The 12,735-nt window shown below is 69.5% G+C and carries 12 protein-coding genes; 7 read left to right on the forward strand and 5 right to left on the reverse strand.

The annotated features are described in order from the left end of the window. Positions 1-82: 82 nt before the first annotated feature. On the reverse strand, positions 83-1,270 hold the full coding sequence (gene nadA / locus ACZ53K_RS02130) for a quinolinate synthase NadA (RefSeq protein ID WP_468830850.1): 1,188 nt from the start codon (positions 1,268-1,270) through the stop codon (positions 83-85). A 294-nt stretch (positions 1,271-1,564) separates the two neighbouring features. Between nadA and ACZ53K_RS02135 the strand changes: the two genes are divergently transcribed. Beyond that, positions 1,565-1,918 carry a HesB/IscA family protein gene (locus tag ACZ53K_RS02135; protein ID WP_030593232.1) on the forward strand — a complete coding sequence of 118 codons (354 nt, stop codon included), beginning with the start codon at positions 1,565-1,567 and terminating at the stop codon, positions 1,916-1,918. A gap of 140 nt (positions 1,919-2,058) precedes the next feature. Here ACZ53K_RS02135 and ACZ53K_RS02140 read toward each other — a convergent pair whose 3' ends face one another. Beyond that, positions 2,059-3,597, reverse strand: coding sequence for a hypothetical protein (locus tag ACZ53K_RS02140; protein ID WP_468830854.1), 1,539 nt, complete (start codon positions 3,595-3,597; stop codon positions 2,059-2,061). 121 nt (positions 3,598-3,718) lie between these two features. Continuing rightward, the gene (locus ACZ53K_RS02145) at positions 3,719-3,967 is read right to left on the reverse strand and encodes a hypothetical protein (RefSeq protein WP_468830857.1); all 249 of its coding nucleotides are present in this window, start codon (positions 3,965-3,967) and stop codon (positions 3,719-3,721) included. 141 nt (positions 3,968-4,108) lie between these two features. Here ACZ53K_RS02145 and ACZ53K_RS02150 point away from each other — a divergent pair, with 141 nt between their 5' ends. After that, entirely contained in the window at positions 4,109-5,083 is a 975-nt protein-coding gene (locus ACZ53K_RS02150; protein ID WP_468830860.1) for a carbohydrate kinase family protein, read from the forward strand. A gap of 92 nt (positions 5,084-5,175) precedes the next feature. Here ACZ53K_RS02150 and ACZ53K_RS02155 read toward each other — a convergent pair whose 3' ends face one another. Next, entirely contained in the window at positions 5,176-6,564 is a 1,389-nt protein-coding gene (locus ACZ53K_RS02155) for an aminotransferase class V-fold PLP-dependent enzyme (protein ID WP_468830863.1), read from the reverse strand. Positions 6,565-6,843: 279 nt separating this feature from the next. Between ACZ53K_RS02155 and ctaC the strand changes: the two genes are divergently transcribed. From ctaC to ACZ53K_RS02175, 4 genes are all read left to right on the forward strand, one after another. Beyond that, complete coding sequence (gene ctaC / locus ACZ53K_RS02160; protein WP_468830866.1) at positions 6,844-7,806, forward strand: aa3-type cytochrome oxidase subunit II; 963 nt, start codon at positions 6,844-6,846, stop codon at positions 7,804-7,806. Continuing rightward, a complete protein-coding gene (gene ctaD / locus ACZ53K_RS02165; protein WP_468830869.1) occupies positions 7,803-9,533 on the forward strand; it encodes an aa3-type cytochrome oxidase subunit I in 1,731 nt (576 codons plus the stop codon). Before ctaC ends, ctaD begins: the two co-directional genes overlap by 4 nt. Then, positions 9,530-9,928: a cytochrome c oxidase subunit 4 gene (locus ACZ53K_RS02170; RefSeq protein WP_030593216.1), complete on the forward strand. Its 399-nt coding sequence runs from the start codon at positions 9,530-9,532 to the stop codon at positions 9,926-9,928. Before ctaD ends, ACZ53K_RS02170 begins: the two co-directional genes overlap by 4 nt. Before the next feature lie 108 nt (positions 9,929-10,036). After that, a complete protein-coding gene (locus tag ACZ53K_RS02175) occupies positions 10,037-11,311 on the forward strand; it encodes a L,D-transpeptidase (protein WP_468830872.1) in 1,275 nt (424 codons plus the stop codon). Positions 11,312-11,342: 31 nt separating this feature from the next. On the opposite strand, the gene ACZ53K_RS02180 is transcribed toward ACZ53K_RS02175, so the two are convergent. After that, on the reverse strand, positions 11,343-11,744 hold the full coding sequence (locus tag ACZ53K_RS02180; protein WP_468830875.1) for a hypothetical protein: 402 nt from the start codon (positions 11,742-11,744) through the stop codon (positions 11,343-11,345). Between the two features lie 298 nt (positions 11,745-12,042). Here ACZ53K_RS02180 and ctaE point away from each other — a divergent pair, with 298 nt between their 5' ends. Continuing rightward, positions 12,043-12,663 carry an aa3-type cytochrome oxidase subunit III gene (gene ctaE, locus ACZ53K_RS02185; RefSeq protein ID WP_030020850.1) on the forward strand — a complete coding sequence of 207 codons (621 nt, stop codon included), beginning with the start codon at positions 12,043-12,045 and terminating at the stop codon, positions 12,661-12,663. Positions 12,664-12,735 lie beyond the last annotated feature (72 nt).

The following is a 12,735-nucleotide window of genomic DNA, read 5'->3' on the forward strand; positions in this document are numbered from 1 at the left end:
CAAGTCGGCGGAGGCCGAGCGGCGGCTGGCCGCCCTCCCCGACGTCCTGTACGTCGCCGTGGGGCTGCGCGCCCAAGGCGCCCTACGGCAGCGCCAGCATCCGCTCCAGCGCCAGCTTCGCGAAGCTCTCCGTCTCGCGGTCGACCTGGATGCGGTTGACGAGCTTGCCCTCGGCGAGGGACTCCAGGGTCCAGACCAGGTGCGGGAGGTCGATGCGGTTCATGGTGGAGCAGAAGCAGACCGTCTTGTCGAGGAAGACGATCTCCTTGTCCTCGGTGGCGAAACGGTTGGCCAGGCGGCGGACGAGGTTCAGTTCGGTGCCGATGGCCCACTTGGAGCCGGGCGGGGCGGCTTCCAGGGCCTTGATGATGTATTCGGTGGAGCCTACGTAGTCGGCGGCGGCGACGACCTCGTGCTTGCACTCGGGGTGTACGAGGACGTTCACGCCGGGTATGCGGGCCCGTACGTCCTCGACGGATTCGAGGGAGAACCGGCCGTGCACGGAGCAGTGGCCGCGCCACAGGATCATCTTGGCGGCGCGGAGCTGCTCGGCGGTCAGGCCGCCGTTCGGCTTGTGGGGGTTGTAGAGGACGCAGTCGTCCAGGGACATGCCCATGTCGCGTACGGCGGTGTTGCGGCCCAGGTGCTGGTCGGGCAGGAACAGGACCTTCTCGCCCTGTTCGAAGGCCCAGTCCAGCGCGCGCTTGGCGTTGGAGGAGGTGCAGATCGTGCCGCCGTGCTTGCCGGTGAAGGCCTTGATGTCGGCGGAGGAGTTCATGTACGAGACGGGGACGACCTGCTCGGCCACGCCGGCCTCGGTGAGCACGTCCCAGCACTCCGCGACCTGCTCGGCCGTCGCCATGTCGGCCATGGAGCAGCCGGCGGCCAGGTCGGGCAGGACGACCTGCTGGTCGTCGGAGGTGAGGATGTCGGCGGACTCGGCCATGAAGTGCACACCGCAGAAGACGATGTACTCGGCGTCCGGCCGGGCGGCCGCGTCCCGTGCCAGCTTGAAAGAGTCGCCGGTCACGTCGGCGAACTCGATGACCTCGTCGCGCTGGTAGTGGTGCCCGAGGACGAAGACCTTGTCGCCGAGCTTCGCCTTGGCGGCGCGGGCCCGCTCGACGAGTCCGGGGTCGGACGGGGCCGGCAGGTCGCCGGGGCAGTCCACGCCGCGCTCGCTCTTGGGGTCGGCCTCGCGGCCGAGAAGGAGCAGCGCGAGCGGGGACGGCTGGACGTCCAGGGGCTGGGCGGTGGTCACGGCACGCACCCTCTCTTGTCGTCGTGAGCGCGGCGGGGCCGCACCCGGGGGAGCCGGTGACGACAGCACCGGGACCCTTTTCGTCTGTTTGACGCTATCTATCATAACCGCTTCACGTCACTTTGACGATGGGCATCGTGTCGATGTGACGCATCCCCGTCCCCGGGCCACCCGCGACCCGCCCGTGGTGTGCGAGCATGAAAGACGAAAGAACGAGAACACGTCGCGCCAGCCGGAATGAATTCCGGGCCCCGTCGGTTGCAGCCGAGGGCAAGCGGTCCGTACAACCCGGGAGAGATCTAGATGAGCGTTCAGGACGAGACCACCGTCGGCGACGGCATCATCCTGTCCGACGCGGCCGCGTCGAAGGTGAAGGCCCTGCTGGAGCAGGAAGGCCGCGACGACCTCGCGCTGCGGGTGGCCGTCCAGCCCGGCGGCTGCTCCGGACTGCGCTACCAGCTCTTCTTCGACGAGCGGTCGCTCGACGGCGATGTCGTCAAGGACTTCGACGGCGTCAAGGTCGTCACCGACCGGATGAGCGCCCCGTACCTGGGCGGCGCCTCCATCGACTTCGTCGACACCATCGAGAAGCAGGGCTTCACGATCGACAACCCGAACGCCACGGGCTCCTGCGCCTGTGGTGACTCCTTCAACTGATCCGAAGCCGGCGGAGCCGGCCGGAGCAGGAGAGCGTACGACGGCGGCGCCCCCTTTCGCAGGGGGCGCCGCCGTTGTCGTTCCTGCACGCGCCGACGCCGTGCAAGATCACGTTATTTATTCCACAAAACTATACGACGCTACTTCGCCGCCGGAACCTCCTTGCCGGTGGCCGCGTCGACCACCTCCCGCCCGGCCAGCGGCTTCTCCAGCGGCACCGTCTGCGTGAACTGCTTCGCCATCTTCACGCAGATCTGGTTCGGCTTCTTCTCCTTGCCGATGACCTCGGCCTTGACGCTCTTGCCGGTCTGTTCGGCGGTCGCCGAGTACGTGCTGCACACGCCGCCCCAGAAGCGCAGCGTGAGCGACTTGCCGTCCGCGCTGACCTCGTACGACTCCAGGTTCATCGCCCCGGCCTTGCCCGACGGCTTGCCGCTGTTGGGGGGCTGGGCGGGGTCGGGCGAGGTGCTGCCGTCACCGTTCTTGACGTACTTCGGGTCGACGGCGGGGTGGGTGACCGTGCCGCCGCCGGTCCGCTGGACGGTGTAGAGCCACGAGGGCACCAGCGCCTGGCGGCCGTTGACGTACTGGGCCGAGAGGCCGAAGACCGCGCCGGTCACGTCGGCGGGCTTGCGCGCGGCGGCGCTGCCCGCGCACGGCTCGACGCCGGCGGTGTCGGTGCCCTGCTTCTGCTGCGGCTCGGCCGTCGCGCAGCCGCCGATGCCGGAGTTCGCGCCGCCGTGCGCGGCGTTGAGGCGCTCCAGCGTCTTCTCGGCGCTCTGTACCGGGTACGTGTCGCCCTTGACGGGCTGCGCCAACTGGCCACTGCCGCCGACGACCTGGCCGTCCGAGCCGATCTGGATGTCGCTCTGCCAGCCGTACGTGGGCAGGCCGCCGAGCACCGGGTTGGCGCTGACGGTCCGTACCGCGCCGGACAGGCCGCTCGCGTCGAGCTTGGCGTTCTTCTGGCCGAGCGCCTCCAGCACCGGCTGCGCCGCCTGCTTCGCCTTCTCCGGGGAGACGGCGTCCTGCTCGGCGGTGTCGTTCTGGGTGCCCCCCGGGGTGGAGGGGCAGCCGGGGCCGCTCGCCTGCGAGCCGCTGCCGCTGTCCTTCGGCGCGGTCTCCGCGCAGCCGGTCCCGCCGGGCGTGCCGTACTGCGAGTACGTCCATGCGCCGGAGCCGCCCTTGGCCACCTGGAGGACGGGGCTGCGCGCGTCCCGCGTCAGGCCGCCCACCTTCCAGGAGTTGCCGTCCGAGCGGACCTTGCCGGGCAGGTCCAGGGCCTTCGCCAGCCGGGCCACCGCCTCCTGGGAGACTTCGCCGCGCGGCTGGTAGACGGGCGCCGAGGAGGGCCCTGCGGGCAGCTTGCCCGTCGCCCGGTAGCCCGCGCCCTGCGGGTTCGGCTCGCCGGGCGCGATTCCGCTGCGCGAGCCCGTCTCCTTGGCGTACCCCTCCAGGGCGAGCGGCGGCGGGCCGCCCTCCGGACGGGCGCCGGTGCCGCTCTCCCCGCTGCTGGAGGCGCTGGAGGCCCAGTACGCCGCGCCGCCGCCGGCCAGCAGCACCGCCGCGGCCACCGAGGCCGCGATCAGCGGGCTGCGCCGGCGCCGGGCGGTCGTCTCCTGGGTGTCGTCGCCGGAATTCTCCCCGCCGGCCGCGGGGGGCGTGTCCTCGGTGCTCACCGCATCGCTCCTTCGGCTCCGCTGAACAACTGACGTGTCCTCCTCCGTGGGGAGGACGCCGGTTGGACGGAGCCGGTGCGTCCGCGGTTCCCTCGGCCCGGGGCCGGGCCCGGGGTGCCGCTCAGTCGCCGTACTCGGACATGCCCCTGACCAGCGCCGCGGAGGCCGCGGGGACGCTGATGCCGTGCAGTTCGCGGGCGGGCGGCGGGGGTGCCTGCGCGTCGCTGCGCCAGTGTGGCGTCATCCGCGCGCAGTCCCCCAGCAGCTGGGCCATGGATTCCGGCTCGGCGGCGTGGCCGGAGGCGGAACGGGAGGCGGCGGCGCGAACGGCGGCCGAACGGGGTGTGACGCCCTTCACATGCTTGGTCATACGGGCACCGTACGCATCCCGCGCCTCGCGAAGAAAGCCCTACTATTGGGTAGTTTCGGCTGGTGGGCGGAGATCAGGACACCCGGTACCGTTGACCAACGTCCGCCTCGTCCTTCCGCCTTCCGCAGGAGCAGACCCGTCGTGCGTATCGCAGTCACCGGCTCCATCGCCACCGACCACCTGATGACCTTCCCCGGCCGTTTCGCCGACCAACTGGTCGCCGATCAGCTGCACACGGTCTCCCTCTCCTTCCTGGTCGACGAACTCGACGTCCGGCGCGGGGGCGTGGGCGCCAACATCTGCTTCGGCATGGGACAGCTCGGCACCGGGCCGATCCTGGTCGGCGCCGCCGGCAACGACTTCGACGAGTACCGCGCCTGGCTCGACCGGCACGGTGTGGACACCCGCTCGGTCCGCATCTCCGAGGTCAAGCACACCGCCCGCTTCGTGTGCACCACCGACGCCGACCACAACCAGATCGGCTCCTTCTACACCGGCGCGATGAGCGAGGCGCGGCTGATCGAGCTGCACACCGTCGCCGAGCGCGTCGGCGGCCTGGACCTGGTGCTGATCGGCGCGGACGACCCGGAGGCGATGGTCCGCCACACCGAGGAGTGCCGCACCCGCGGCATCCCCTTCGCGGCCGACTTCTCGCAGCAGATCGCCCGGATGGACGGCGAGGGCATCCGCACCCTGATGGACGGCGCGGCGTACCTCTTCTCCAACGAGTACGAGAAGGGCCTGATCGAGAACAAGACCGGCTGGACCTCCGAGGAGATCCTGGCCAAGGTCGGCACCCGGGTGACGACGCTGGGTGCCGAAGGCGTCCGCATCGAGCGGGCCGGCGAGCCGGACATCGTCGTGGGCACCGCCGAGGAGAAGGCCAAGGCCGACCCGACCGGCGTCGGCGACGCGTTCCGCGCCGGTTTCCTGTCCGGTCTCGCCTGGGGCGTCGGCCTGGAGCGCGCCGCGCAGGTCGGCTGCATGCTGGCGACGCTGGTCATCGAGACCGTCGGCACCCAGGAGTACGAGCTGCACCGCAGCCACTTCATGGACCGCTTCACCAAGGCGTACGGGCACGACGCCGCTGCCGACATCCGGGCGCATCTGGCCTGATCCGGTCCCTGTGGTGCGGCGGCCCGTCGGACATCCTCCAGGGGCGCCGCACCCGGCCGGACGAGCCGTACCGGCCGAGCGAGCCGTACGGGTCACACGAGGCGCCGCACCACGTACGCGGTGCCGCGCTCGGCCGCCCGCTCGCCCACGTACTCCTGGCCCCGCATCCCGCACCACGCGGGAATGTCCAGCCGCGCCGCCTCGTCGTCCGCCAGGACGGTCAGCGTGGCGCCCACCGGCACGTCGCCGATCACCTTCGCCAGTTCGATGACGGGCACCGGGCAGCGCTTGCCCAGGGCGTCCACGACGTGTTCCGCGGCGGGGGAGGGGGCGGTTTCCGGCCGCGCGGCAGCGGGTGCGCCGAGCTGTTCCCGTACGGAGCGGACCGCTCCCGGGAGCATGTCCAGGAAGCGTTCGACGTCGGCCTCGGCGGTGCCCGGCGGCAGCGACACCCGGACATTGCCCTCCGACAGCACGCCCATCGCCCGCAGCACATGGCTCGGCGTCAGGGTGCCGGAGGTGCAGGACGACCCGGAGGACACGGAGAAGCCCGCCCGGTCCAGTGCGTGCAGCAGGGTCTCTCCGTCGACATAGAGACACGAGAAGGTGACCAGGTGGGGGAGCCGGCGCTCGGGGTCGCCGACGACCTCGGTGTCCGGCACCGCCTCGGCCACCCGCGTACGGATACGGTCGACCAGCTCCCGCAGCCGCGCCGCCTCGGCCGCCGCCTCCGCCCGTACGGCGCGCAGCGAGGCCGCCGCCGCGACCACGGCGGGCAGATTCCCGAAGCCCGGCACCCTGCCGGACTCCCGCTCGTCCTGCGGCCCCTGCGGCGCGAACCGGGTGCCCTTGCGGACGGCCAGCAGCCCCACGCCGGGCGGACCGCCCCACTTGTGCGCGCTGGCCGTCAGCAGCGACCAGGCGCCGCCGGCCGGGCCCCAGGGGAGCGACTGGGCGGCGTCCACCAGCAGCGGTACGCCCGCCTCCCGGCAGGCCGCGGCGGCCTCCTCCACCGGCTGCTCGGTACCCACCTCGTGATTGGCGGACTGCAGGGCCGCCAGCGCGGTGTCCGGGCGCAGCGCGGCGGCGAGGTCAGCGGCGGCCACCCGGCCCGTACGGTCCACGCCGATCTCGGACACCGTGCCGCCCGCCGCCTCGTGGACCGCGGCGGCGTGCAGTACGGAGGAGTGCTCCACCGCGGAGTGGACCAGATGGCGGCCGACACGCCGACGCGCGGCAAGCGTGCCGGACATGGCCGAATGCACCGCCTGCGTCCCCGAAGGAGTGAAAACGAGCTCGTCGGGTCGACAGCCGACGGCTTCTGCCGCGGCCTCCCGCGCGGCGTCCAGCAGCAGCCGGGCGCGGCGGCCCTCCCGGTAGGGGCGGGCCGGATCGGCCCAGCCCTCGTCGAGCGAGGCGAGCAGGGCTTCCCGGGCGACCGGGTGCAGCGGAACGGCCGAGGCGGCATCGAAGTAGGACACGCCCCAGACGCTAGCGCTTCGTACGCCTGTCCGGGCGCGGCGTCAGATGACCGCCGGAGCCCGGCATTCCGGGGCTCGGGGGGCATCCCCCGGATGCCGCAGCCACCCCTTCGGGGAGCGGTGCGGCGCGTTGGGCACCCTCCCCGCGCGACCCCAAATAGCGTCCAGTAGGGTTTGGTCCGCATAAACATCCAAACCCCTGCCCGTGCCAGGGCCGGCGACCGACCAGCGAGACGGCCGCAGCCGGTCTCGCGGGCGAGACTCTCGGGAAGGCGCTACGTGAGTCCCAACGGCTCCGACCGCTCGTCGCGGCGCCCGATGCGGCGGAAGCTGCCGCAGGTGCTGGCTGCGGGACTGGTCCTGGCAACCTCGACCGGTTGCACATACAAGGACTTTCCCAACCTCGGCATGCCCAATCCGGCTACTGAAGAGGCGCCGCGGATCCTCTCCCTTTGGCAGGGCTCCTGGGCCGCCGCCCTTGCAGTGGGCGTGCTGGTGTGGGGCCTGATCATCTGGAGCTGGATCTTCCACCGCCGCAGCCGGACCAAGGTGGAGGTCCCCGCACAGACGCGGTACAACATGCCCATCGAGGCGTTGTACACCATTGTTCCGTTCATCATCATCGCGGTGCTCTTCTACTTCACCGCGCGCGATGAGAGCGAACTCCTCAAGACTTCCAAGAAGCCCGACCACGTCATCAACGTGGTGGGCTATCAGTGGAGCTGGGCGTTCAACTACCTGGAGAACGTGGACGGCAAGGCCGACACCACGAACATCGACTCCAAGGAACTCTCCGCGATCCCGGACAAGTGGAAGAAGAACGTCCCCGCAGGCGCCGACGGCGTGTACGACGAGGGCGTTCCGGGCACGCGGAACCCGCAGACCGGCAACCCGGGTCCGACCCTGTGGCTGCCCAAGGGCGAGACGGTCCAGTTCGTCCTGACGTCGCGTGATGTCATCCACTCGTTCTGGGTGGTGCCGTTCCTGATGAAGCAGGACGTGATCCCCGGCCACACCAACGTCTTCGAGGTGACTCCGAACAAGGAGGGCACCTTCATGGGCAAGTGCGCCGAGCTCTGCGGCGTCGACCACTCCCGGATGCTCTTCAACGTCAAGGTCGTCTCCCCCGAGAAGTACCGGGAGCACCTGAAGGACCTGGCGAAGAAGGGCCAGACCGGTTACCTGCCGTCGGGCATCAAGCAGACGGATCACGCCAGGAACGCGGAGACCAACAACAAGTGAGCATCCTCAACGAACCTCAGGGTGCCGCCGCCGCAACGGCTCCGGCAGCACCGCCCGCACGAAAGAAGTCTCCCGGCTCCGTCGTGGTGAGCTGGCTGACGACCACTGACCACAAGACCATCGGTACGCTCTACCTGGTCACCTCGTTCGCGTTCTTCTGCATCGGCGGCCTGATGGCCCTGCTGATGCGCGCGGAGCTCGCTCGTCCCGGCACGCAGATCATGTCGAACGAGCAGTTCAACCAGGCGTTCACGATGCACGGCACGATCATGCTGCTGATGTTCGCGACGCCGCTGTTCTCCGGCTTCGCGAACTGGATCATGCCGCTGCAGATCGGCGCGCCCGACGTGGCGTTCCCGCGGCTGAACATGTTCGCGTACTGGCTGTACCTCTTCGGCTCGCTGATCGCGGTGGCCGGCTTCCTCACCCCGCAGGGTGCGGCGGACTTCGGCTGGTTCGCCTACTCGCCGCTGTCGGACGCGGTGCGTTCGCCGGGCGTGGGCGCGGACATGTGGATCATGGGTCTGGCCTTCTCCGGCTTCGGCACGATCCTCGGTTCGGTCAACTTCATCACCACGATCATCTGCATGCGTGCCCCCGGCATGACGATGTTCCGGATGCCGATCTTCACCTGGAACGTCCTGCTGACCGGTGTGCTGGTCCTGCTGGCCTTCCCGGTCCTGGCCGCCGCGCTGTTCGCCCTGGAGGCGGACCGTAAATTCGGGGCGCATGTATTCGATGCGGCCAATGGCGGGGCATTGCTCTGGCAGCACCTCTTCTGGTTCTTCGGGCACCCCGAGGTGTACATCATCGCGCTGCCGTTCTTCGGTATCATTTCCGAGGTCATTCCGGTCTTCTCCCGGAAGCCGATGTTCGGTTACATCGGTCTGATCGCGGCGACGATTTCGATCGCGGGCCTTTCGGTCACCGTCTGGGCGCACCACATGTACGTGACGGGCGGGGTACTCCTACCGTTCTTCTCGTTCATGACATTCCTCATCGCGGTACCGACCGGTGTGAAGTTCTTCAACTGGCTCGGCACGATGTGGAAGGGCTCGCTGTCCTTCGAGACACCGATGCTGTGGGCGGTCGGCTTCCTGATCACCTTCACCTTCGGCGGTCTGACCGGCGTGATCCTGGCGTCGCCGCCGATGGACTTCCACGTCTCGGACTCGTACTTCGTGGTGGCGCACTTCCACTACGTCATCTTCGGCACGGTCGTCTTCGCGATGTTCGCCGGCTTCCACTTCTGGTGGCCCAAGTTCACCGGCAAGATGCTCGACGAGCGGCTCGGCAAGATCACGTTCTGGACGCTGTTCGTCGGCTTCCACGGCACCTTCCTCGTCCAGCACTGGCTGGGCGCCGAGGGCATGCCGCGGCGCTACGCGGACTACCTGAACGCGGACGGCTTCACCACGCTGAACACGATCTCGACGATCGCCTCGTTCCTGCTCGGCCTGTCGATGCTGCCGTTCATGTACAACGTCTGGAAGACGGCCAAGTACGGCAAGAAGGTCGAGGTCGACGACCCGTGGGGCTACGGCCGCTCGCTGGAGTGGGCGACCTCCTGCCCGCCGCCGCGGCACAACTTCCTCACGCTGCCGCGCATCCGGTCCGAATCCCCGGCGTTCGACCTGCACCACCCTGAGATCGCCGCGATGGAGGCCATCGAGAACGAGGGCCAGAAGGACACGGCGCTGTTCGGCGGCAAGGAGGTCGGCAAGTGAAGATCCAGGGCAAGATGTTCATCTGGCTCTCCGTCTTCGTCCTCGCCATGGCGATCGTCTATGGCGTCTGGTCGAAGGAGCCGGCGGGCACCACCGCGCTGTTCCTCGCCTTCGGCCTGTGCATCATGATCGGCTACTACCTGGCCTTCACGGCTCGCCGGGTGGACGCCGGAGCACAGGACAACGACGAGGCCGAGGTCTCCGACGACGCCGGTGAGCTGGGCTTCTTCAGCCCGCACAGCTGGCAGCCGCTGTCCCTGGGCGTCGGCGGCGCGCTCGCCTTCCTGGGCGTGGTCTTCGGCTGGTGGCTGCTCTACTTCTCGGCCCCGGTCATCCTGATCGGCCTGTTCGGCTGGGTCTTCGAGTACTACCGAGGCGAGAACCGCACGCAGTAGGCGGCTCCCGTACACCGGGCGGGCCCGGACACCTCACCAGGTGTCCGGGCCCGCCCGTTTGCAGTCCTCCAGCGCGCCGCGGCCGGGGGATTTTCATACTTTGGGGTCATGAGTCACAGACCACGACACCGGACGGCGCTCGGCTGCGCCTTCCTGCTGGCGCCCCTGGCGGCAGGCGCCACCGCCTGCGGCGGTTCGTCGTCGGACCCGCTCTCGGCAGCGCCGTACGACGCGGCCGGACAGATCTCCGCCAACGCGCCCGGCGGCGGCGCGAAGGCGGACCCGGACAAGCCGCTGGAGGTCTCCACCACCGGTGACGAGGCCCGCATCACGGATGTGACCGCCACCGACGCCTCCGGCCGCTACATCAGGGGCGAACTGACCGCCGACGGCAGGCAGTGGCGCACCACCGTCCCGCTGGCCGCCGGCACCCGCTACACCGTGCGGGTGAGCACCGAGGACGAGGACGGCGCGCCGGGCCGCAAGATCCTCCAGATCGACACCAAGGACACCGGCGACCGGCTGAACGTCAAGCTCGGTCCCGAGAACGGCACGTACGGGGTCGGCCAGCCCGTGACGGCGGCGCTGAGCAAGCCCGTCAAGGACCCCAAGGCGCGCGCGATCGTGGAGGGCGCCCTCAAGGTCCGCTCCACCCCGCGGGTCGAGGGCTCCTGGCACTGGGTCGACAGCAAGACGCTGCACTTCCGCCCGCGCGAGTACTGGCCCACGCACGCCGATATCGAGGTCCGCAGCAACCTGGAGGGCCTGAAGGTCACCGGCGGGCTGTACGGAGGCCCCGCGAAGCCCGTGAAGCTCCGTACGGGCGACCGGGTGGAGGCCGTCACGGACGCCGCGGCGCACACCATGACGGTCACCCGCAACGGCGAGGAGATCAACACCATCCCCGTCACCACCGGCAAGCCCGGCTACTCCACCCGCAACGGCACCAAGGTCATCCTGGGCAAGGAGGGTTTCGTCCGGATGCGGGGGGAGAGCATCGGCATCCCGTCGAGCAGTACGGACTCCTACGACCTGCCGGTCTACTGGGCCACCCGGGTGACCTGGAGCGGCGAATACGTGCACGCGGCGCCCTGGTCCGTGGGATCGCAGGGCGCCGACAACGTCAGCCACGGCTGCACCGGCATGTCCACCGGCAACGCCAAGTGGTTCTTCGACACCGTGCGGGTCGGCGATCTCGTCAAGGTCGTCAACAGCGGCGGCGAGACCATGACGCCCTTCGACAACGGCTTCGGCGACTGGAACATGCCGTGGAAGCAGTGGCGCGCGGGCAGCGCGCTGGACAAGAACAAGCCCAGCACCACAGGCGAGCAGGACCAGCGGCCGGGACCCGAGAATGCCGCCCGGCTGCGCCCGCAGGTCTGAAGACCCCTCAGGAGGGCCTTCAGGAGGCCGCTCAGGCCCCCGTGAGGAGCCTGCGGCGCAGCAGCCCGGCCAGGGCGTCCGTGAAGGCCACCGGGTCCACAGGGTGCGTCACAGCGGCGTCCGCGCGGCTCCACGTCGCCAGCCACGCGTCCTGCGGGCGGCCGATGAGCAGCAGCACCGGCGGGCAGTGGAAGATCTCGTCCTTGATCTGCCGGCACACGCCCATGCCGCCCGCGGGCGCCGTCTCGCCGTCCAGCACACACACGTCGATCCCGCCCTGCTCCAGCGCCTCCAGGACGGCGGGCAGCGTCGCGCACTCCAGGAACTCCACCGGCGGCACGTCGGCGGCCGGCCGGCGGCCCGTCGCCAGCCGTACCTGCTCGCGGGTGTCGGCGTTGTCGCTGTAGACCAGCACCGTGGCAGTCGCCTGCATCGTTCCTCCACGCATCTCGGCGGTACGGCTTCGGGCGGAAACCCACCCGGCCAGCGCCGGGAGGTGCCTCCAGCGCGGATGCTACTGCCCGTACGGCGGCACGCAGGAGGGTTCGACGAGATCCACGATCTGGCCGACGGCCCGTCAGGACTGGTCACAGCGGGGGTACGGGGCCGTACGGCGGGTCCCGGGTCCTCCCTTCGGGCGACTGCCGCAGTGGGCCGTACGAGCAGGGCATACGCCCTTGACACACCGAACGGCACCCCCCGGAGTGAGGGCGGGATAAGCGACCGACATAATGTCGGTCGTGGCGACAGCAACGACAGTAGAAACCGGGCACGCGCACCCGTCGGTCAATCGGCCGAACCTCACCAGCGTCGGAACCATCATCTGGCTGAGTTCCGAGCTGATGTTCTTCGCGGCCCTCTTCGCGATGTACTTCACCCTCCGATCGGTGACCGGGACCGAGTATTGGAAGGAATCCGCCGATGCGCTGAATCTTCCGTTCTCCGCGACGAACACGACGATCCTGGTGCTCAGCTCCCTGACCTGCCAGCTCGGTGTGTTCGCCGCCGAGCGTGGCGATGTCAAGAAGCTCCGGACCTGGTTCGTGATCACCTTCATCATGGGTGCGATCTTCATCGGCGGTCAGGTCTTCGAGTACACCGATCTGGTCAAGGAAGAGGGCCTCTCGCTCTCGTCCGGCCCGTACGGCTCGGTGTTCTACCTGACCACCGGCTTCCACGGACTGCACGTGACAGGCGGACTCATCGCCTTCCTGCTGGTCCTGGGCAGGACGTACGCGGCCAAGAGGTTCACCCACGAACAGGCCACCGCGGCCATCGTCGTGTCCTACTACTGGCACTTCGTCGATGTCGTCTGGATCGGCCTCTTCGCCACGATCTACCTGATCCGCTGACCGGTCCCGTACCGGAACCGCGCATCAGACAGACATAGCCAAAGCATCGACGCAGAAGATCCTGACACCGGG

The sequence above is a fragment of the Streptomyces sp. NPDC033221 genome (assembly GCF_055577005.1).